Origin of the sequence: Lysobacter sp. TAF61 (assembly GCF_052113485.1) — a bacterium.
Lineage (GTDB): Bacteria > Pseudomonadota > Gammaproteobacteria > Xanthomonadales > Xanthomonadaceae > Lysobacter_J.
The window spans coordinates 563,547-582,473 of sequence record NZ_JBFRDH010000001.1 but is presented as its reverse complement, the minus strand read 5'-3'; the positions used below and the strand labels follow the sequence as shown (position 1 = coordinate 582,473).

Annotated in this window: 19 protein-coding genes and 1 tRNA gene; 14 read left to right on the top strand and 6 right to left on the bottom strand. The window is 68.5% G+C overall.

The features are described 5' to 3' along the window. Positions 1 to 9: 9 nt before the first annotated feature. Positions 10 to 861, bottom strand: coding sequence for a D-hexose-6-phosphate mutarotase (locus AB4Y64_RS02585; RefSeq protein ID WP_441814877.1), 852 nt, complete (start codon positions 859 to 861; stop codon positions 10 to 12). Positions 862 to 992: 131 nt separating this feature from the next. Beyond that, positions 993 to 1,069: transfer RNA gene (locus AB4Y64_RS02580), tRNA-Pro, on the bottom strand. Between the two features lie 212 nt (positions 1,070 to 1,281). Here AB4Y64_RS02580 and hisS point away from each other — a divergent pair. Both hisS and AB4Y64_RS02570 read left to right on the top strand, forming a co-directional pair. Next, positions 1,282 to 2,679 carry a histidine--tRNA ligase gene (gene hisS / locus AB4Y64_RS02575; protein ID WP_441814876.1) on the top strand — a complete coding sequence of 466 codons (1,398 nt, stop codon included), beginning with the start codon at positions 1,282 to 1,284 and terminating at the stop codon, positions 2,677 to 2,679. A gap of 117 nt (positions 2,680 to 2,796) precedes the next feature. Further along, the gene (locus tag AB4Y64_RS02570) at positions 2,797 to 4,683 is read left to right on the top strand and encodes an HAL/PAL/TAL family ammonia-lyase (protein WP_441814875.1); all 1,887 of its coding nucleotides are present in this window, start codon (positions 2,797 to 2,799) and stop codon (positions 4,681 to 4,683) included. Positions 4,684 to 4,734: 51 nt separating this feature from the next. Here the strand turns inward: AB4Y64_RS02570 and AB4Y64_RS02565 are convergent, their stop codons facing one another. Further along, complete coding sequence (locus tag AB4Y64_RS02565; RefSeq protein ID WP_441814874.1) at positions 4,735 to 6,624, bottom strand: sensor domain-containing diguanylate cyclase; 1,890 nt, start codon at positions 6,622 to 6,624, stop codon at positions 4,735 to 4,737. Positions 6,625 to 6,790: 166 nt separating this feature from the next. Between AB4Y64_RS02565 and AB4Y64_RS02560 the strand changes: the two genes are divergently transcribed. From AB4Y64_RS02560 to AB4Y64_RS02510, 11 genes are all read left to right on the top strand, one after another. Next, entirely contained in the window at positions 6,791 to 7,135 is a 345-nt protein-coding gene (locus tag AB4Y64_RS02560) for a YerC/YecD family TrpR-related protein (protein ID WP_441814873.1), read from the top strand. Positions 7,136 to 7,161: 26 nt separating this feature from the next. Further along, positions 7,162 to 8,091, top strand: a complete 930-nt coding sequence (gene hisG, locus AB4Y64_RS02555; protein WP_441814872.1) for an ATP phosphoribosyltransferase — start codon at positions 7,162 to 7,164, stop codon at positions 8,089 to 8,091. A gap of 29 nt (positions 8,092 to 8,120) precedes the next feature. Further along, on the top strand, positions 8,121 to 9,422 hold the full coding sequence (hisD, locus tag AB4Y64_RS02550; protein ID WP_441815216.1) for a histidinol dehydrogenase: 1,302 nt from the start codon (positions 8,121 to 8,123) through the stop codon (positions 9,420 to 9,422). Continuing rightward, positions 9,419 to 10,528 carry a histidinol-phosphate transaminase gene (hisC, locus tag AB4Y64_RS02545; RefSeq protein ID WP_441814871.1) on the top strand — a complete coding sequence of 370 codons (1,110 nt, stop codon included), beginning with the start codon at positions 9,419 to 9,421 and terminating at the stop codon, positions 10,526 to 10,528. The genes hisD and hisC overlap by 4 nt, the downstream gene beginning before the upstream one ends. Next, entirely contained in the window at positions 10,525 to 11,604 is a 1,080-nt protein-coding gene (gene hisB, locus AB4Y64_RS02540) for a bifunctional histidinol-phosphatase/imidazoleglycerol-phosphate dehydratase HisB (RefSeq protein ID WP_441814870.1), read from the top strand. Before hisC ends, hisB begins: the two co-directional genes overlap by 4 nt. A gap of 40 nt (positions 11,605 to 11,644) precedes the next feature. Then, on the top strand, positions 11,645 to 12,253 hold the full coding sequence (hisH, locus tag AB4Y64_RS02535) for an imidazole glycerol phosphate synthase subunit HisH (RefSeq protein WP_441814869.1): 609 nt from the start codon (positions 11,645 to 11,647) through the stop codon (positions 12,251 to 12,253). A 32-nt stretch (positions 12,254 to 12,285) separates the two neighbouring features. Further along, on the top strand, positions 12,286 to 13,032 hold the full coding sequence (gene hisA, locus AB4Y64_RS02530) for a 1-(5-phosphoribosyl)-5-[(5-phosphoribosylamino)methylideneamino]imidazole-4-carboxamide isomerase (protein ID WP_441815215.1): 747 nt from the start codon (positions 12,286 to 12,288) through the stop codon (positions 13,030 to 13,032). Further along, positions 13,026 to 13,805 (top strand): imidazole glycerol phosphate synthase subunit HisF, encoded by a 780-nt coding sequence (gene hisF / locus AB4Y64_RS02525; protein ID WP_441814868.1) that lies wholly within the window; start codon positions 13,026 to 13,028, stop codon positions 13,803 to 13,805. The genes hisA and hisF overlap by 7 nt, the downstream gene beginning before the upstream one ends. Beyond that, the gene (gene hisIE / locus AB4Y64_RS02520) at positions 13,792 to 14,427 is read left to right on the top strand and encodes a bifunctional phosphoribosyl-AMP cyclohydrolase/phosphoribosyl-ATP diphosphatase HisIE (protein ID WP_441814867.1); all 636 of its coding nucleotides are present in this window, start codon (positions 13,792 to 13,794) and stop codon (positions 14,425 to 14,427) included. Before hisF ends, hisIE begins: the two co-directional genes overlap by 14 nt. A gap of 102 nt (positions 14,428 to 14,529) precedes the next feature. Continuing rightward, complete coding sequence (locus tag AB4Y64_RS02515; RefSeq protein ID WP_441814866.1) at positions 14,530 to 16,131, top strand: calcineurin-like phosphoesterase C-terminal domain-containing protein; 1,602 nt, start codon at positions 14,530 to 14,532, stop codon at positions 16,129 to 16,131. Between the two features lie 5 nt (positions 16,132 to 16,136). Beyond that, positions 16,137 to 16,538 carry a YdeI/OmpD-associated family protein gene (locus AB4Y64_RS02510; protein ID WP_441814865.1) on the top strand — a complete coding sequence of 134 codons (402 nt, stop codon included), beginning with the start codon at positions 16,137 to 16,139 and terminating at the stop codon, positions 16,536 to 16,538. Here AB4Y64_RS02510 and mtnC read toward each other — a convergent pair. From mtnC to AB4Y64_RS02495, 3 genes are read right to left on the bottom strand one after another with little or no spacing between them, the layout of a single operon-like run. Next, positions 16,520 to 17,227, bottom strand: a complete 708-nt coding sequence (gene mtnC, locus AB4Y64_RS02505) for an acireductone synthase (protein WP_441814864.1) — start codon at positions 17,225 to 17,227, stop codon at positions 16,520 to 16,522. The genes AB4Y64_RS02510 and mtnC overlap by 19 nt on opposite strands. Then, positions 17,227 to 17,784 carry a 1,2-dihydroxy-3-keto-5-methylthiopentene dioxygenase gene (locus AB4Y64_RS02500; RefSeq protein ID WP_441814863.1) on the bottom strand — a complete coding sequence of 186 codons (558 nt, stop codon included), beginning with the start codon at positions 17,782 to 17,784 and terminating at the stop codon, positions 17,227 to 17,229. Before AB4Y64_RS02500 ends, mtnC begins: the two co-directional genes overlap by 1 nt. Beyond that, on the bottom strand, positions 17,781 to 18,419 hold the full coding sequence (locus tag AB4Y64_RS02495; RefSeq protein WP_441814862.1) for a methylthioribulose 1-phosphate dehydratase: 639 nt from the start codon (positions 18,417 to 18,419) through the stop codon (positions 17,781 to 17,783). The genes AB4Y64_RS02500 and AB4Y64_RS02495 overlap by 4 nt, the downstream gene beginning before the upstream one ends. A gap of 99 nt (positions 18,420 to 18,518) precedes the next feature. On the opposite strand from AB4Y64_RS02495, the gene AB4Y64_RS02490 reads away from it, so the two are divergent. Then, complete coding sequence (locus AB4Y64_RS02490; RefSeq protein WP_441814861.1) at positions 18,519 to 18,866, top strand: high-potential iron-sulfur protein; 348 nt, start codon at positions 18,519 to 18,521, stop codon at positions 18,864 to 18,866. Positions 18,867 to 18,927 lie beyond the last annotated feature (61 nt).

Genomic DNA, 18,927 nt, shown 5'->3' with positions numbered 1-18,927 from the left:
CAGCGGCGGCTAGGCCTGCAGCCGCTGCATGCCGCTCCATTGCTCGCCCGGCGCCAGCGTCACCGGTGCGGTGACGGTGCCCGACTCGACGCAGACAAAGTGCCGATGCTCATCCGCGCCGAGGTCGGCCATCGTTGCGGCCAGTGCCGCGCCGGGATTCCACACCACCGTGTCGCGGAAGCCATCGGCCGTGATGGCGACGGCGTTGTCGCCTTCGCACAGCCGCAGCTCCTGCGCGCAATCGGCATAGATGCGGTCGATCTCGCCTCCGAAGCGCAGCGGGCGGTGTTCGGCTGCCGTGGCCAGGCCGTCGCGCGTGCTGTCTTCAAATGCCGCCGCTTCCAGGCCTTGCAGCGAAACCGCGTCGAGATCGCCCACCCGCAGGTAGGTGTGCAGGGCCGTGGTGAAGCTCATGGGCGTCTGGCCCGCATTGCGGACCGCGAGCCGGACCGTCAACGCGTCCGATGCCAGCGACACATTCAGTCGTGCGCTGAACCTGGCCGGCCAGTAGCGGCGGGTGTCGTCGCTGTCGTTCAGTTCCAGCACCGCCGCCGCCAGGCCCGTGCCGGGCTCGGCCTCGATTCCGACGAAGCGCCACGGCAGCAGTCGCGCGAACCCGTGCTTGATCATCGGCCCGCGGCCAGCGAACTGCGGGAAGACCACCGGGATGCCGCCGCGGATGGCCGCGCCGTCGGCAAAGCTTGCGCGCGGGCTCAGGTAGAGGCGCTCGCGGCCAGGCGAGGGCTGCCAGGACAGCACGTGGGCGCCGTGCAGGCTGATCCGGGCGATGGCGCCGTCATCGGCGTTCAGGCGCAGGCAGTCGCGGCCGTCGCGCTGGAAGAGGTCGCAGGAAAGAGCCATCGGTCGGCACGCGCAGGGCAGGGCCGACATCATTGCGATGCTGGCGGCCGGTCGCAACACCGCGCAAACGAAAAACGCCGGCAGGGCCGGCGTTTCGTATTTTCAGCGTATTCCACATCATGATGCGGAGTTGGTCGGGGAGACAGGATTTGAACCTGCGACTTCTACGTCCCGAACGTAGCGCTCTACCAGGCTGAGCTACACCCCGACTGCTGAGCCGCAAATTCTAGTCAGTCGGGCGGGGTCGAGGCAAGGGGTTGGACACAAATTCCTTCAATTGGATGTCAGGCCGTTGGGGGAAAAGCGGTCGCAACGGCTAAACTGTCGTCGATTTCCCCCTCTACACCGCGAATCCACCGTGCGCCCGATGCCTGTACCGCGTCCGGCCGCGTTCGCGGTCTGCCGTCACTGGAGCCTTGCTTGATCAAGCCGCGCACCCCGCCCGGGGTCATGGAGCTGCTGCCTCCTGACCAGATCGCCTTCCAGCGCATGCTGGATACGATCCGTCGCAATTTCGAACGATTCGGCTTCCTGCCGGTGGAAACGCCGGTCATGGAGCTGTCGGAAGTACTGCTGACCAAGTCCGGCGGCGAAACCGAGCGCCAGGTCTACTTCGTCCAGTCGACCGGTGCGCTGGGCAAGGCCTCCGAGGGCGCGGCGGGCGAGGGCATGCCCGAGCTGGCGATGCGCTTCGACCTGACCGTGCCGCTGGCGCGCTACGTCGCCGAGCACGAACACGAGCTGGCGTTCCCGTTCCGTCGCTACCAGATGCAGCGCGTGTACCGCGGCGAACGCGCCCAGCGCGGCCGCTTCCGCGAGTTCTACCAGTGCGACATCGACGTCATCGGCAAGGACGCGCTCAGCGTGCGTTTCGATGCCGAGTTGCCGGCGGTGATCCACGCGGTGTTCTCCGAGCTCGCCATCGGTGCGTTCACCATCCAGCTCAACAACCGCAAGCTGATGCGCGGCTTCTTCGAGGCCCAGGGCATCGCCGACGGCGAACTGCAGGCGCTGGTGCTGCGCGAGGTCGACAAGCTCGACAAGCGCGGCGAGGACCATGTCCGCGAGACCCTCACCGGCGAAGGCTTCGACCTTCCGGCCGAGGCGGTCGCGCGCATCCTCGATTTCGTCAAGGTGCGCTCGGACTCGCACGCCGATGCGCTGGCCAGGCTCGACGCGCTGGGCGAGGGCAACGAAGCGCTGCGCGAAGGCGTGAGCGAGCTGCGCGAAGTGCTGGAGCTGGTACGCGCGCTGGGCGTTCCGGAAAGCGCCTACGCGCTGAACTTCTCGATCGCCCGCGGCCTGGACTACTACACCGGCACCGTCTACGAGACCACGCTCAACGACTACCCTCAGATCGGTTCGATCTGCTCCGGTGGCCGCTACGAGAACCTGGCCAGCCACTACACCAAGTCGAAGCTGCCCGGCGTGGGCATCTCGATCGGGCTGACCCGTCTGTTCTGGCAACTGCGCGAGGCCGGCCTGCTCGGCAATTCGGCCGGCAGCACCGTGCAGGCGATGGTGGCGCTGATGGACGGCCAGTCGCTGACCGATGCGCTGGAGATCGCCCGCCGCCTGCGCGCGGCCGGCATCAACACCGAAGTGCAGATGGAAGCACGCAAGATCGGCAAGCAGTTCCAGTACGCCTCGCGCGCCGGCATCCGCTTCGTTGCCCTCGCCGGCGACGACGAGAAGGCGCGCGGCATGGTCGCGGTCAAGGACCTGCTGCGCGAGGAGCAGTTCGAAGTGCCGCTGGAGGATCTGGCGAGCACGTTGCGCGTGGAGCTGGAACAGACCCGCGCGCTGACCGGCCGCTAGGGCCGGCCTACCGCAGGCGCGGTGGACGACCACGTCCGCGCGCGCCGTTCATGACAGGGGACGCCGTCACGGCAAAGCGTGATCGGCGCAGATGGCAGGCAGCTGCAAGGTGAAACGATGAAACCGATCCGACTCGATGGCCGCTCGCTGACGCGCGCACAGCTCGTGGACGTGGCCTACGGCGCGCATGTGCAGCTGGCGCCGGAGCAACTGCCGGCAGTGGCGCGCGCCGCCGAATTCCTGGCCGAACAGGTCCGCCGCGAAGAGCCCATCTACGGCGTCTCGACTGGCTTCGGAAGCAACGCCGACCGCCTGCTCGGCAACCACCACCTGCGCGACGAGCTGCCCGGCGCGGCGCGTTCCGACGTCACCCTGCACGAAGAGCTGCAGCGCAACCTGATCGTCACCCACGCCGTCTGCGTCGGCGACGCGTTCGCGCCGGAGATCGTCCGCGCGATGTTGTGCATCCGCATCAACACGCTGATGCGCGGTCACTCCGGCATCCGCGTGGAGACCCTGCAGGCGCTGACCTCGATGCTCAACGCCGGCATCGTGCCGGTGGTGCCGCAGCTGGGTTCGGTGGGCGCCAGTGGCGACCTCGCACCGCTGTCGCACCTGGCCATCGTCCTGCTCGGCGGCGGCGAAGCCTTCTTCGAGGGCGAACGCATCGCGGGTGGCGAAGCCCTCAAGCGCGCCGGACTCGCGCCGGTGACGCTGTCTTACAAGGAAGGCCTGGCGCTTAACAATGGCACCGCGCAGATGCTCGCCTGCGGCGTGCTGGCGCTGGCAAAACTCGAAGACCTGCTGGACACGGCCGATCTGGCCGCGGCGATGACCATCGACGCCTTTGCCGGTCGCCTGGGTGCGTTCGCCGAGGAAGTGCATGCGCTGCGTCCGCATCCGGGCCAGGTGCACAGCGCCGCGCACCTGCGCGAACTGCTGCACGGCTCCACGCTGGCCGATATCCCGTACCACCTGGTGCCAAAGTTCCGCGCCTGGCAGCCGCGCAGCTGGGACACCGCGCAGTCGCAGGCGCTTCGCTTCGACATCGGCTGGGACTGGGTGCCGTTCAGCCAGCGCCACGGCCGCGAGAAGTTCTACCTGCGCTTCCGCCCGTTCCGCGGCGGCAAGAAGCACCAGCCGCAGGACAGCTACTCGCTGCGCTGCATCCCGCAGGTGCACGGTGCGGTGCGCGATGCCGTCGCCCAGGCCGCGCGCGTGCTCGAGATCGAGCTCAATGCGCTGACCGACAACCCGATCGTGTTCCCCGACGCCAAGGCGGAGTTCGTCGAGCAGCAGGTGATCTCGGCCGGCCACTTCCACGGCATGCCGCTGGCGCTGGCGATGAGCTACGTCAAGGCGGCGATCCCGGTGCTGGCGAGCATTTCCGAGCGCCGCCTCAACAAGCTGGTCGATCCGGCTACCAACGACGGCCTGCCGGGTTTCCTGATCGGCAACGAGGACTCGACCGAATCCGGCCACATGATCGTGCAGTACACCGCCGCGGCGATCGTCAACGACCTCGCCAGCCGCGCGCATCCGGCATCGGTCTACTCCATCCCGACCAGCGCCAACGCCGAAGACCACGTTTCCATGGGCGCCAACGAGGCCCGCCACGTGCTGGCCATGGCCGACGACCTGGGCAAGGTGCTGGCGCTCGAGCTCTACACCGCCGCGCAGGCGCTGGACCTGCGCCGCGACATGATCAATGCCGCACGCGACCTGGCCGACCGTGCCGATGCGCGCGCACTGGCGGCGAAGGTGCAGGGCGCGCCGGTGGCCGGCAGCGACGAGTACGAAGCGTTCCTGGCCGAAGTCGAGGGTCTGCGCGTCGAGCTGGCCGCGGCCGATGAGTTCCATCCCGGCCGTGCAGTCGCCGCCGCGCATGCCGCCATCCGCGAAGCGATCCCGTTCCTCGATCGCGACCGCGCGCTCGATGGTGAAGTCGCCACCGCGGTGCGGCTGGTGCGCGAAGGCATCGTGCTGGCGGCCGCGCGCGGCTGATCCGCGCTTTCCTGAGGCACCTCCCCTTGAAGCAAGAAGGGGAGGGAGCTGTCAGACCGTCTCCACCTGCGACGTCCGCACGCAGTCGCGGCCGTCCGCCTTGGCCCGGTACAAGGCCTGATCAGCCAGCTGCAACAGCGGGTCGATGCCGCCGAACGACACGGTCTCGATCGCGTGTACGCCGATGCTCGCAGTGACCGTGATCTGCTCGCTGATCTGACGGTCGCCGCCTTCGAAGGGCTGGTCGCGCAGGCTCTGGCGCAGGTCTTCGGCGACGCGGGTCGCCGCCGACAGGTTCAATCCCGGCAGCACGACCACGAACTCCTCGCCGCCGAATCGCGCCAGCAACGCATCGTGGTGCGGGCGCAAGCCATGGCCGAGCGTCCGCGCCGCCCAGCGCAGGCATTCGTCGCCGATCAGGTGCCCATGCTGGTCGTTGATGAGCTTGAAGTTGTCCAGGTCGATCATCAGCAGCGACAGCGGGTGGTGGTGCTCGCGCGACTGCCGCAGCAGCGATTCGAAACGGTCGCGGAAGTGGCTGCGGTTGTGCAGGCCGGTCAGCGCATCGCGCTGGCTGCTCTCGCGCAGGCGCGCATGCGCGTCCTCGAGTTGTCCAAGCGCGCTGCGCAGCTCCACGGTGCGCTGCTCGACCTTGTGTTCCAACTGGTCCCTGGCCTCGCGCACGATCCGCTCGTTTTCATTACGCAGCGCCGCGTAGCGGTGGCCCAGTGCGATCGATAGCAGCAGCATCTCCAGCGCCGAACCAATCTGCACCCCATACTCGGTGATGAAGGTCTTGGGCATCAGGCCAAAGGCGATCGCGACGAACAGGCCGGTGCCGAGCAGGAACATCGCCCAGGCCAGCAGGAACAACTGCGCCGGCGCATAACCGCGCCGAACCACCGTGACCGACACCACCGCGATCCAGGCAATGCTGACCAGTACCGCCGCGGAGGCCACCGGCGTGGAGATGTGGTACGGCAGCCAGGTCGAGGCGATGCCGAGCAGGGCGAAGAACGCGATCAGCCCAAGGCCGACGCGATCGCCAAATCGCCAGCGTTCGCGCAACCCGAGGAAGACCCGCGCGAACTGCTGCATGCCGATCTGCGCCAGGCAGATCGACAGCGGCACCATGCGGTCGCTGAGCCATGAGGACTGCGGCCACAGATACTCGAATCCGAAGCCGTTGAGGGTGAAAAGCACCAGGCCAAACGCCGAAAGGTGGAACAGGTACCAGAAGTAGCTGGCATCGCGCAGGCTCAGCCACAGCGCCAGGTTGTAGAAGAACAGCGCCAGCAGGATGCCGTAGTACATCCCGATCACCAGCTGCGCATCGCGCGAGAGTTCGGCGAACGCCACCGGTGTGTAGATCCACAGCGGAACCTGCATCGAGCTTTCGCTCTGCACACGCACGAAGACGTCGACCGGCTGGCCGGGCGGCAGCGTCAACCAGAAGTTCGGATGCCGGTAACGCACGCTGCGGGCGCTGAAAGGCAAGTGATCGCCGCCGGCCTGGAAGGCGGTGTGGCCATCGGGGTAGCGTGCATACAGGTCGATGTGATCGCTCAGTGCGTAACTCTGCACCAGCAGCCAGCGTTGCTCGGGATTGCCGCGGTTGACGATGCGCGCGTGGAACCAGAACGCGCCAGGGCGGAAGCCAAACGAACTTTGCCCCCCGGGCAGCGGCGCGAACTGTCCCTGCGCCAGGCGCCGCGCAACGGCATCCACGTCATCACCCGCGGCAACATCGTGGTAGTAGGCCAGGTAGGGCGACAGCGATGTCTGTCGCAGGTCGCTGCCGATCTGGAGGGTCGCCGGCACCGGAGCCGTGCCCGCGCCCGCACCTGCCCCCAGGGTGGGTGCAGGCGCGGCCAGCAGCAGGCACAGGCCGGCCAGTCCCAGCCCCAGCCCCCGCCATATCCACGACGCAACACGTCCCATGTCTCCCCCTCGCCCAGCCGCCGCGGCAGCTATATCCGTATCGCAAGCCAAACGGCGTGAACGCCGCCAACAGGTCTCCCGGATCGCGCAGGGGCGCGGAAGCGGCTTGACGGGGTCTTGCGGCTTCGCTTAATGTATTAGCACGTTAATACATTAATACACGGGCATGAAACGACGACCGCAGGACACCGACCGCAACGAGCGGGCCGAGGACGACCTGGCCGGCCTCGCCACGGCCCTGCTTGGGCTGCGCAGCCCGCAGGAGGTCCAGGCCTTCCTGCAGGACCTGTGCACGCCGGCGGAACTGGAGGCGATGACCGATCGCTGGCGGGTGGTGCCGCTGCTGTACGGCAACGTCCCGTACCGCGAGATCCACGACCGCACCCAGGTCAGCGTCACCACCATCGGGCGTGTCGCCCGGACCCTCGAACGCGGCGCCGGCGGCTACGCCATCGCCTACCAGCGCCAGACCGGCGAGACCGGCCCGGCGTCCCCCGGCAACAGCGACTAGCCGCGCCCCGACCTACGAGCATCCCGATGAGCCCCCCCGCAAATGCCCCGGTGCGCGATCGCCTGCGCATCGCCATCCAGAAATCCGGCCGCCTGGCCGAGCCGGCGCGCGCGCTGCTGGCGTCGTGCGGCTTGAGCTGGCGCGAAAGCCGCGACCGCCTGTTCTGCTATGGCGAAAGCCTGCCGATCGACCTGCTGCTGGTGCGCGACGACGATATTCCCGGCCTGATCGCCGACGGCGTCTGCGATCTGGGCATCGTCGGCCGCAATGTGCTGCTCGAACAGGACGGCAGCCGCAGCGACAGCCGAAGGACCGGCGATGGCCGCACGTCGGCCTTTCGCGAATGGCGGGCGCTGGGCTTCGGCGCCTGCCGGCTGGCGCTGGCGGTGCCCGACGCCTGGGACTGGCAAGGGCCGCAGCAGCTGACCGGCAAGCGCATCGCCACCAGCTATCCGGCGCTGCTGTCGCGCTGGCTGGCCGGGCAGGGCATCGCGGCTGATGTGGTGCTGTTGTCGGGCTCGGTGGAAATCGCGCCGCGGCTGGGGCAGGCCGAGGCGATCTGCGATCTGGTGTCGAGCGGCGCGACGCTGTCGGCCAACCAGCTCAAGCCGGTGATGACGCTGCTGGAGAGCGAAGCGGTCCTGGCCGGGCCGGCCGACGATTTCGACCCGGTGCGCGGCGAACTCGCCGACCTGTTGCTGCGCCGCCTCGACGGCGCGCTGCGGATCCGCCACAGCAAACTGCTGATGTTCCAGGCGCCACGCAATCTGCTGCCCGACCTGCTGCCGCTGCTGCCCGACGCCGAAGCGCCGACAGTAATGCGTCTGGACGAAGGCGACGACCTGGCTTTGCAGGCGCTGTGCCACGGCGCGGTCACCTGGCAACGGCTGGAGGAACTCAAGCGCGCCGGGGCGCGCGGGCTGATGGTGTTGCCGGTCGAGGGAATGCTGGCATGAGCGCTGCAACCACTGCCGCCGCCGCGCTGATGCGCCGTGCCGACTGGAACCGCCTGGGCGTCAGCGAGCGCGCCAACCTGCTGCGCCGCCCGTCGCAGCGTACTTCCACCATCACCACTACCGCGGTCGCCGCGATCATCGGCGAAGTCCGCGACAACGGCGACGCGGCACTGCGCGCCTTCGCGCTGCGTTTCGACGGCGTCGAACTGGTTGACCTGCGCGTGGGCGCCGAGGAGTTGCGCGCAGCGATCAAGGGCCTGGCTCCGGCGTTGCGCCAGGCCATTGACGAAGCCGCCGCGCGCATCGCCCTGTTCCACGAGGCCGGCATGAGCGAGGCCTACGCGGTCGACACCGCGCCCGGCGTGCGTTGCGAGCGCGTGCTGCGACCGATCCGTCGCGTCGGCCTGTATGTACCGGCGGGGTCCGCGCCGCTGCCTTCGACCGCCCTGATGCTCGGCGTTCCCGCGCGCCTGGCCGGCTGCCCCGAAGTCGTGCTGTGCACGCCTCCGCGGCGCGACGGCAGCGCCGATCCGGCGGTGTTGTACGCGGCGCAGCGCTGCGGCATCGATCGCATCTTCAAGATCGGTGGCGCGCAGGCGATCGCGGCAATGGCCTGCGGCACCGACGCGGTGCCGCGATGCGACAAGCTGTTCGGTCCGGGCAACGCCTATGTCACCGAGGCCAAGCGGCAAGTCGCGATGGCCGCGGACGGTCCGGCCATCGACATGCCGGCCGGTCCCTCCGAAGTACTGGTGATCGCCGATGGCGGCGCCAACCCGGCCTTCGTTGCCGCCGACCTGCTCTCGCAGGCCGAGCACGGCCCGGATTCGCAGGTGGTCCTGCTGAGTGACAGCGACGCGATGCTCGATGCGGTCGCCATCCAGCTGCAGCTCCAGCTGGAGTCGCTGCCGCGCGCGGCGATTGCGCGCGAGGCGCTCGATGCGTCCTGTGCGATCCGGGTCGACTCGATCGACCAGGCCATGCAGGTCAGCAACGACTACGCGCCCGAGCACCTGATCCTGGCGCTGCGCGAGGCACGCCGGTGGCTGCCGCGGGTGCAGGCGGCAGGCTCCGTGTTTCTCGGCGACTGGGCCCCCGAAGCGCTGGGCGACTATTGCAGTGGCACCAATCACGTCCTGCCGACCAGCGGCGCGGCGCGTTTCAGCGGCGGTCTCAACGTCGCCAGTTTCCAGATCGCGATCACGGTGCAGGAAGTGCAACCCGATGGCATAGCGGCCATTGGCCCGTGCGCGGTGGAGCTGGCACGCGCCGAGGGGCTCGATGCGCACCTGCGGGCGGTCGCACTGCGGCTGCAGGCGGTGGCGGCATGAGTGCGGCGGCGCAGCAGGACGTGGCATCGGCCACTGACCCCCAGGCGCTGGTGCGCGAAGACCTGCGCGATTTCGCCGGCTATCGCTCCGCGCGCAGCGAGAGTCTGCAGGGTCGGATCTGGCTCAACGCCAACGAATCGCCGTGGCGCAACGATGCCGACGGTGACGGCACGCTGCGGCGTTACCCGGATCCGCAGCCGCAGGCGTTGCGAAATGCACTGGCGGACTTGTACGGCTGCGCGCCGGAGCAACTGCTTGCCGGCCGCGGCAGCGACGAAGGCATCGACCTGCTGGTGCGGGCGGTATGCCGGCCCGGTGGCGACGCCATACTCATCAGCACGCCGACCTTCGGCATGTATGCGGTCAGTGCCCGGTTGCACGGCACGCGCGTGGTCGATGTGCCGCTGCGCGAGGATGCGCAGGGCTGGCAGTGCGACTTCGCCGCTGTGGCCACGGCGGTTCGACGCGATGGCGTGAAGCTGGTGTTCCTGTGCTCACCCGGAAACCCCACTGGCGCGCTCATGCCCCTCTCCGCAATCGCCGCCCTGGCGCGTCAACTCGACGGCCAGGCGCTGGTCGTCGTCGACGAGGCCTATCAGGAGTACGCCAACGGCCCATCGGCGATCACCCTGCTGCCCGCCCATCGAAATGTCGTGGTGCTGCGCACGCTGTCGAAGGCGCACGCGCTGGCGGCGGCGCGCATCGGCAGCGTGATCGCCGACCCGGAACTGATCGAGGTGCTGCGCCGCTGCCAGGCGCCATACCCGCTGCCGGTGGCGTGCGTGGAGCAGGCGCTGCAGGCATTGGCGCCGGCGGCACGCGCGGCGACGGGCGAACACATCGCCACCGTCCTCGGCGAGCGCGAGAGCCTGCGGTCGGCACTGGCCGCAGCGCCGGGCGTGCGCCGCGCCTATGCCTCCAGCGCCAACTTCGTCCTGGTGCGCTTCGACGACGCCCAGGCGGCGTTCGACCGGTTGCTGTCCGCCGGCGTGGTGGTTCGCGACATGCGCGCGGCACCCGGCCTGGGCGACGCACTGCGCATCAGCATCGGCACGCCGGAGCAGAATCGCCAGGTGATCGCCTTGCTGGCGGGGGGCGCCGCATGAGTGGCGCGCCCATCCTCTTCGTCGACCGCGACGGCACCCTGATCGAAGAGCCGGACGACTTCCAGATCGACCGGTTCGAGAAGCTGCGCTTCGTCGCCGGTGTGATCCCGGCCATGCTGCGGCTGCGCGACGCGGGCTACCAGTTCGTGATGGTGACCAACCAGGACGGCCTCGGCAGCGAGGCCTTCCCGCGCGCCGATTTCGACGGCCCGCACGGTCTGATGATGCAGGTGTTCGAAAGCCAGGGAATCCGTTTCCGCGACGTGCTCATCGACACCAGCCTGCCGGCCGACAACGCGCCCACGCGCAAGCCGGGCGTCGGCCTGGCGCTGCCGTACCTGCGCGATCGCGGCATCGACTGGTCGCGCTCGGCGATGGTCGGCGACCGCGACACCGACAACGCCTTTGCGCGCAACCTGGGCATCCGCGCCTTCCAGCTGCGCACCGTGCAGTTCGGTGGCGAGTGGGACTGGGGTTCCATCGCCCACGCCCTGGCGGACGCCCCGCGCACCGCGCGCGTCACCCGCGCCACCCGCGAAACCCGGATCGAAGTCGCACTCGACCTCGACCGTAGCGCCGAGCCGGCCGTGACCACCGGCCTGGGCTTCTTCGACCACATGCTCGAGCAGATCGGCAAGCACGGCGGCTTCGCCCTGGAGCTGCGCTGCGAGGGCGATCTCCACATCGACGAGCACCACACCGTCGAGGACAGCGCGCTGGCACTTGGCCAGGCACTGCGCGAGGCGCTCGGCGACAAACGCGGCATCGGCCGTTACGGTTTCACGCTGCCGATGGACGAGAGCCTCGCCAGCGCCGCGCTGGATTTTTCCGGGCGGCCGTACTTCGTCTTCGACGGAGCATTCGCTCGGGAACACGTGGGTGGCCTGCCGACCGAGCTGGTGCCGCATTTCTTCCGCTCGCTGTGCGAAGGCGCCGGGCTCAATCTCAACCTGCGCGTGCAGGGCGACAACGACCACCACAAGGTCGAGGCCTGCTTCAAGGCCGTCGCGCGCGCACTGCGCCAGGCGATCCGGCGTGAAGGCCACGAGCTGCCAAGCACCAAGGGCAGCCTGTAGCACGCGCCGACGCCATGAACGTAACCGGAGAAGAACTGCAGTGACCGAAGTGGTGCTCATCGACTGGGGTGGGGGGAACATCGGCTCGGTGCGTTACGCGCTTGAGAGGTTGGGTGCGCGCGCGGTACTCAGTGCCGACGCCGACACCATCGCCAATGCGCGACGCGTGATCCTCCCCGGGGTCGGCGCGGCGCCGCCGGCGATGGCGCGGCTGCGCGAGCTCGGGCTGGTCGAGCCGATCCGTCGGCTGCGGCAACCGCTGCTCGGGATCTGCCTGGGCATGCAGCTGCTGTACGAGTCCTCCGACGAGGGCGACGTCGAATGCCTGGGGCTGCTGCCCGGCCGCATCAGCCGCATGACATCCGGACCGGGAGTACGCGTGCCACATATGGGATGGAACCAGTTGCAGCCAATCAACGGTGCAGTGAGCGGCCTTCTGGACGGCATCGACGCCGGCGCGCACGCTTACTTCGTCCACAGCTACGCTGCGCCGTTGGGCGAGGACACGCTTGCCAGCAGCGACCACGGCGGTGGCTTCACCGCGGTCGTCGGCCGCGGCCGCTGCTTGGGTGCGCAGTTCCACCCGGAGCGCTCTGCGGCGGTCGGCCAGCGATTGCTGGCGAACTTCCTGGCGATGGAGGCGGCATGAGCGCCGATCCATTGCAGTCATCGGTGCCCGGCATGGACTTCGACCTGTATCCGGCAATCGACGTGCGCGAGGGCCACATGGTGCGGCTGCACCAGGGCGACTACGGGCGCGAGACCCGCTACGAGGAGCGTCCGCTGGACGTGGCGATGCGGCACGCGCGCCTGGGCGCGCACTGGCTGCACCTGGTCGACCTCGACGCCGCCCGCCATGGCGGCTACACGCTGCTGCCGCTGTTGCGCGTGCTGGCACGCACGAGCTGGCTGCGCGTGCAGACCGGCGGTGGCGTGCGCAGCGAAGAGGACGTGGCGACAATCCTGGCAGCGGGCGCCGACCGGGTCGTGATCGGCTCGCTCGCGGTGCGCGAGCCCGAGCGCGTGCTTGCCTGGGTCGAGCGCTTCGGTGCGGAGCACATCACCGTCGCCCTTGATGCGCGCCAGGACGGCAATGGCGACTGGCAGTTGCCGGTCGCCGGCTGGACCGAGAACAGCACGGCGCGGCTGGAGGACCTGGTCAGGCGCTTCGCCGATGGCGGTGTCCGCCACCTGCTGTGCACCGATATTTCCCGCGACGGCACGCTCGGCGGTCCCAACCTGGATCTCTACCGGCTGATCGTTGCGCTTGCGCCGGAACTGTACGTGCAGGCGTCGGGCGGCATCCGCGACATCGCCGACATCCTCGCCGCGCGCGCCGCCGGCTGCAGCGGCGCGGTACTGGGCAAGGCGCTGATCGAGCGGCGCTTCGCCCTGGATGACGCACTCGACCGGGTGCGCCGATGCTGAGCCGTCGCATCGTGCCGTGCCTGGACGTCCGCGACGGGCGTGTGGTCAAGGGCGTGCGTTTCCGCGATCACGTCGACATGGGCGACATCGTCGAACTGGCGTTGCGCTATCGCGACGAAGGCGCCGACGAGCTGGTGTTCTACGACATCACCGCCAGCCCCGAGGGACGCAGCGTCGACCGCGCCTGGGTCGAACGGGTCGCCCGCCAGATCGACATTCCGTTCTGCGTCGCCGGCGGCATCCGTTCGGTCGACGATGCGCGCACCGCACTGCACGCCGGCGCCGACAAGGTCTCGATCAACACGCCAGCGCTGGAGCGGCCGGCGCTGATCGGCGAGATTGCCGATGCATTCGGCCAGCAGTGCGTCGTGGTCGGCATCGACAGCCTGCGCGACGAAGATGGCCAGTGGCGCGTGCGCCAGTACAGCGGCGATCCATCCCGGACCAGGGCATTGCCGCAACGCACGCTCGACTGGGTCGACGAGGCGCAGCAGCGCGGCGCCGGCGAGATCGTCCTCAACTGCATGGGCAGCGACGGTGTTCGCGAGGGCTATGACATCGAGCAGTTGCAGGCCGTGCGCGCGCGTTGCCAGGTGCCGCTGGTGGCCTCGGGCGGGGCGGGCGCGATCGACCATTTCGCCGAGGTTTTCCACGAAGCCGATGTCGATGCCGCGCTGGCCGCCAGCGTGTTCCATTCCGGTGCGGTTGCCATTCCACTGCTCAAACGGCATCTGCGTGAGCAGGGCATCGAGGTGCGCAATGACTACCGCTGAAGCCGCCACGTCGCTCAATGCGCCGTTCGACGAATTGGCCTGGGAGAAGCAGGACGGCCTGCTGCCGGCAGTGGTGCAGGACGCCGATACCCTGGCCGTGCTGATGCTGGGCTACATGAACCGCGAAGCGCTGCAGGCCACGCTCGACAGCGGCCATGTCACCTTCTTCAGCCGCAGCCGCCAGCGGCTGTGGACCAAGGGCGAGAGCTCCGGACATTTCCTCGAGCTGGTCACGGTGGAGACCGACTGCGATGCCGATACCCTGCTGGTGCAGGCGCGGCCGCGGGGGCCCACTTGCCACCTGGGACGCGCCAGCTGCTTCGCCCAGGCTCCGGCGCGCGCCTCGTTCCTTGGCGAGCTCGACGAGCTGATTGCCGCCCGCGACCGCGACCGTCCGGCTGGCAGCTACACCACGGCGTTGTTCGAGGGTGGCATGCGCCGGATCGCGCAGAAGGTGGGCGAGGAGGGTGTGGAGACCGCACTGGCCGCGGTGGCGCAGCCGGACGAGGAACTGCTGGGCGAAGCCGCCGATCTGCTCTACCACCTGATGGTGCTGTTGCGGGCGCGCGGGCTGGGCCTGTCGCAGGTGGAGGCGCTGTTGCGGCAGCGTCATCGCGGCTGATCGTTCACGGCCGCGAGCGCGGTGCTTCCGGTCGTCACGGGCAGGTCCGATAATCGTCTCGCCAATCACGGTTCCGCCACCGTGACCGTCCGGGAAAGCCACATGCTGCGATTGTCCGTCTGCTCCATTTTCCTCTGCCTGCTGGCTGCCACCTGCGCCGATGCGCACGCGCAGACCGCGCAACTGACCGGCACCGTCTATGACGACGGCAACGGCAACCAGCATCGCGATGCCTCCGAGCGCGGGATTGCGGGCATCAAGGTCTCCAACGGCAGCGACCTGGCCGTTACCGATGCCAAGGGGCGCTATGCGCTGCCGGCGCGCGAGAACGCCACCGTGTTCGTGATCAAGCCACCCGGCTACGCCACCGCAACCGGCGCCAATGGCCTGCCACTGTTCTGGCACCACGTCTTTCCGGCCGGCTCGCCGACCCTGCGTTATGGCGGCATCGCGGCAACGTCGTCGGACGGCTCCGCGGACATGGACTTTCCGCTGCGCCGGCAGTCCAAGGCCGGTGGCGAGCTGAAGATGCTGGTGTTCGGCGATCCGCAGCCCAAGAGCCAGGCCGATGTCGGCTACTACGAGCGCGACATCGTCGCCCCGCTGGTGGGCAAGCACGACGTGCGCCTGGGCCTGAGCCTGGGCGACATCGTCAATGACGACATCAGTCTCTACCCGGCGATGAACCGCGTCACCTCGAAGCTGGGCGTGCCCTGGCTGCACGTGCCCGGCAACCACGACCTCGATGTCGACGCCACGCGCGACGAAGACGCGCTGCTGTCGTTCCGCAACGTCTTCGGACCCGACAGCTACGCCTGGGAGGAGCCGCAGGCCAGCTTCATCGTCCTCGACGACGTGGTTTATCTGCCGGGCCAGCAACCGGCCTATATCGGCGGCCTGCGCGAGGACCAGTTCGCCTTCGTGCAGTCGTACCTGGCGACCCTGCCCAAGGACCGGCGCGTGGTCATCGCGGTGCACATCCCGTTCTTCGAGCCGTATCCCGGCGTGGAGAGTTTCCGCCGCGCCGATCGCGACCGCCTGTTCGCGATGCTCAAGGACCACACCCAGGTCCTGTTGCTGAGCGCGCACACGCACAACCAGCGCCACTACCGTCACGACGCCGCGACCGGCTGGCATGGCGCGCAGCCACTGCACGAGTACAACGCTGGCGCGGCCTGTGGCGCGTTCTGGTCGGGCGTCAAGGATGCGCAGGGTATTCCCGACACCACCATGAGCGACGGCACCCCGAATGGCTATGCCTGGCTGACCTTCAAGCCCGACGGCGCGTATTCGTTGCGCTACCAGGTCGCGCGCGCACCGGCCGACTATGCGATGGCGCTGTACGCGCCCAAGGTGCTGAGGCTCGGCGCCTGGGCCGCCAACGGCGTGTACGCGAATGTCTTCATGGGCGATGCCGACAGCCGCGTCGAATACCGCATCGATGACGGCGCGTGGAAGCCGATGCGGCGCGTATCGCAGCCCGACCCCAACCTGCTCGCCGAGAACCTGGCCGACGACAAGGCCGACCAGCTGCGCGGTTACGACCGTTCGCCAGAAGCCGTTCCCTCCACGCACCTGTGGCGCGGCGTGCTGCCGACCGATGTCGGCGCCGGCGAACACCGGGTCCAGGTGCGCGTGTTCGACCGCTGGCGCGGAGCGTTGACGTCGGAAACGCGTTACCGCCTCGACCAGGCCCGGGAATGACCGCAGTGGCCGCGCAACTGCCGACCGACCTGCAGATCGAGTTGTTCCGCGATGCGGCGGCATGGGAGAAATGGCTCGTCGCCCACGCCGAAGGGCGGATGCAGGCGGGCGGCTTGCGCGAAGTCGAAGCGGCGCGTGCCGACGGGCGATGGCAGGCGGCCTATCACGCCGCCAGCGGCATGGAGGTGCCGCCGGAACTGGCGGCGGCGCTGGCGGGCAACGCCCGGGCGCGGCGGTTCTTCGAGCAGCTCGACGGCACCAACCGCTACGCGTTCTGCTGGCGCGTGCATACGGCCAAGAAGCCGGAAACGCGGATCGCGCGGGCGGAGAAGTTCGTCGAGATGCTGGCCCGGGACGACGGTAGTACTTCCGGGATGACGGCTGTACTTCAGGCCAGCTCGATCTGATCGAAGCGTTCCACACGGGCATGGCCGTGCGCGGCTTCGCCCAGTCGCGGCTGCGGGTAATCCTCGCGACGGTCGACCAGGACGGTCTGCAGCCCCGCTTCGCGCGCGGCATCGAGCTCTTCGACCACGTCCGACAGGAACACGATGTCTGCGGCGGCGATGCCGACGGCATCGACGATGTTGCGGTAGCTCTGCGCGTCGCGCTTGCCACCCATCTCGGTGTCGAACCAGCCCGAGAACAGTGTCGTCAGGTCACCGGCATCGCTGTGGCCGAAGAACAGCCGCTGCGCCGGCACGCTGCCGGAGGAATACACATACAGCGGCAACCCGTCGGCGTGCCAGCTGCGCAGTGCCGGTGCGGCGTCGGGATAGATGTGCGCGGTGAAGTCGGCGCTGTTGTAGCCGTCAGCCCAGATCATCCCCTGAAGGGCCTTGAGCGCGGTGTGCTTGCGGTCCTCGTCGATCCAGCCCTGCAGCACCTCGACGATCATGGCGTCGTCGCACATGCCGCCATTCTCGGTGGCCACGGCATCGAGCCATTTGCGCACCGCCGGCTCCTTGCCGCGCGCGGCGACGAAGCGGGGCAGGGCGCGGCGCGCATACGGGAACAGCACGTCCTTGACGAAGGAGATGCTGCTGGTGGTGCCCTCGATGTCGGTAAGGATGGCGCGAGTGGTCCTGGTCGCCATCAGCCCGCCTGTCCCTTCTCATAGCGCGGGAAGCGCTGGGCAATGTCGGTGCCCGTGAAATGGCCGACCCAGCCATCGGGCTCGGTGAAGAAGCGGATCGCGATGAAGCTCGGCTCCGGGCCCATGTCGAACCAGTGGCGCGTGCTGTCGGGGACGGCGATCAGGTCGCCCTGTTCGCACTTGATCTCATAGACCTGCTCGTCGACGTGCAGGGTGAACAAGCCGGAACCGGCGACGAAGAAGCGCACCTCGTCTTCCTTGTGGAAGTGCTCGTCGAGGAACTTGGCGCGCATGGTCTCGCGCTGCGGGTTGTCCGGGGCGATGCTGACCACGTCGACGGACTTGAAACCGCGTTCGCTGACGAGGCGATCGATGTCGGCGCGGTACGCCTCCATGATCTTTTCCGGCGCATCGCCCGGTGCGACCGGTGCCGACGCCTGCCATTGTTCGAAGGCAACCCCGATCCGCTGCAGTTCGCGCGCAATGTCGCCCTGGTCGGTGGTCGACAGGGTCGGGTTGGCGGTGTCGGTTTCGGAAAAAATGCGCAGGCGGCTCATCGCTGCAATCTCCTGATTTCAAGCTCGCAGCCGAGCAGGAATTCGAATGCTTCCAGGTGGCGACGGGCCTCGGGCATGTCCTTGCCCCAGGCATACAGGCCGTGGCCGTCGATCAGGTAGCCCCACATCGACTTGCGGTCGAGCAGGCAATCGACCTGCGCGGCCAGCGTGTGCATGTCCTGGCTGTTGGGCAGGACCGGCAACTCGACGCTGATCTCGTGGGTGGTGTTGCCGCTGAAAGCCTTCAGTAGCTCGTAGCCTTCCAGGTGCACATGGCCCTGGCCCGAATACAGACGCGACGCCACCGTCTGCACCTTGGAGTGGGTGTGCAGGACGCAGCCGATCTCGGCAAAGCGCTTGTACAGCTGGGTGTGCAGCAGGGTCTCGGCAGAGGACTTGTTATCGGTCGCGACCGGGTTGCCATCGAGGTCGACGACCATGATGTCGGCTTCGGTCAGGCGGCCCTTGTCGCGTCCGGAGACGGTGATGGCGATGTGCTGGTCGTCCATGCGGCGCGAGAAATTGCTGCTGGTCGCCGGCGTCCAGCCCAGCTGCGACAGCTCGCGCACGTTGACGATGATCTCCCCGGCGCAATGCGCCAGGCGCTGGGGGTCGTAGGGCAGTGGGGTGCTCATGGTGAAATTGTAGCGAAACCCGGGGCAATTCCGTGTTGCGGTCGCTGGCGTCACGCCGGTCCGCGGTTACGGGCGCATACTCGCGCCCGGAGGTGCCCCATGAACGCATGCGACCCGTCACGACGTGGATTCCTTGCCCGCCTGGCCGCTCTGACCCTGTCCGCGCTGGCCGTGGGCACGGCGGCAGGTCAGGCGCCGCCCAAGCCTGCGGCCAAGCCGGCCGCGCTGCCCAAGCTGCCGTTGACCAGTCCGCAGGCCCAGGCCCTGGGCTATTCCGAGAATGCCGCCAGCGTGAAGCATCCGTTATTCAAGCCCGGCAGCGACTGCGCGAACTGCAACTTCTACAAGGGCGCGGCCGGGCAGGCCTACGGCCCGTGCCTGATGTTCCCGCAGAACACGGTGTCGGCGAAGGGCTGGTGTTCGGCCTGGGCGAAGAAGACCGGCTGAGTCAGATTTAAGACTTTTCTTATGGAGCTGTGATACGCGTGCGGGTCCACTTGCCGTTTCA

Coding starts and splice junctions, on each gene's coding strand:
- hisIE (WP_441814867.1), top strand. CDS start 13,792: ATGACTACCGCTGAAGCCGCCACGTCGCTCAATGCGCCGTTCGACGAA.
- AB4Y64_RS02560 (WP_441814873.1), top strand. CDS start 6,791: ATGAAACGACGACCGCAGGACACCGACCGCAACGAGCGGGCCGAGGAC.
- hisF (WP_441814868.1), top strand. CDS start 13,026: ATGCTGAGCCGTCGCATCGTGCCGTGCCTGGACGTCCGCGACGGGCGT.
- AB4Y64_RS02565 (WP_441814874.1), bottom strand. CDS start 6,624: ATGGGACGTGTTGCGTCGTGGATATGGCGGGGGCTGGGGCTGGGACTG.
- AB4Y64_RS02515 (WP_441814866.1), top strand. CDS start 14,530: ATGCTGCGATTGTCCGTCTGCTCCATTTTCCTCTGCCTGCTGGCTGCC.
- AB4Y64_RS02495 (WP_441814862.1), bottom strand. CDS start 18,419: ATGAGCACCCCACTGCCCTACGACCCCCAGCGCCTGGCGCATTGCGCC.
- AB4Y64_RS02500 (WP_441814863.1), bottom strand. CDS start 17,784: ATGAGCCGCCTGCGCATTTTTTCCGAAACCGACACCGCCAACCCGACC.
- hisG (WP_441814872.1), top strand. CDS start 7,162: ATGAGCCCCCCCGCAAATGCCCCGGTGCGCGATCGCCTGCGCATCGCC.
- AB4Y64_RS02570 (WP_441814875.1), top strand. CDS start 2,797: ATGAAACCGATCCGACTCGATGGCCGCTCGCTGACGCGCGCACAGCTC.
- hisD (WP_441815216.1), top strand. CDS start 8,121: ATGCGCCGTGCCGACTGGAACCGCCTGGGCGTCAGCGAGCGCGCCAAC.
- hisA (WP_441815215.1), top strand. CDS start 12,286: ATGGACTTCGACCTGTATCCGGCAATCGACGTGCGCGAGGGCCACATG.
- mtnC (WP_441814864.1), bottom strand. CDS start 17,227: ATGGCGACCAGGACCACTCGCGCCATCCTTACCGACATCGAGGGCACC.
- hisC (WP_441814871.1), top strand. CDS start 9,419: ATGAGTGCGGCGGCGCAGCAGGACGTGGCATCGGCCACTGACCCCCAG.
- AB4Y64_RS02490 (WP_441814861.1), top strand. CDS start 18,519: ATGAACGCATGCGACCCGTCACGACGTGGATTCCTTGCCCGCCTGGCC.
- AB4Y64_RS02585 (WP_441814877.1), bottom strand. CDS start 861: ATGGCTCTTTCCTGCGACCTCTTCCAGCGCGACGGCCGCGACTGCCTG.
- hisB (WP_441814870.1), top strand. CDS start 10,525: ATGAGTGGCGCGCCCATCCTCTTCGTCGACCGCGACGGCACCCTGATC.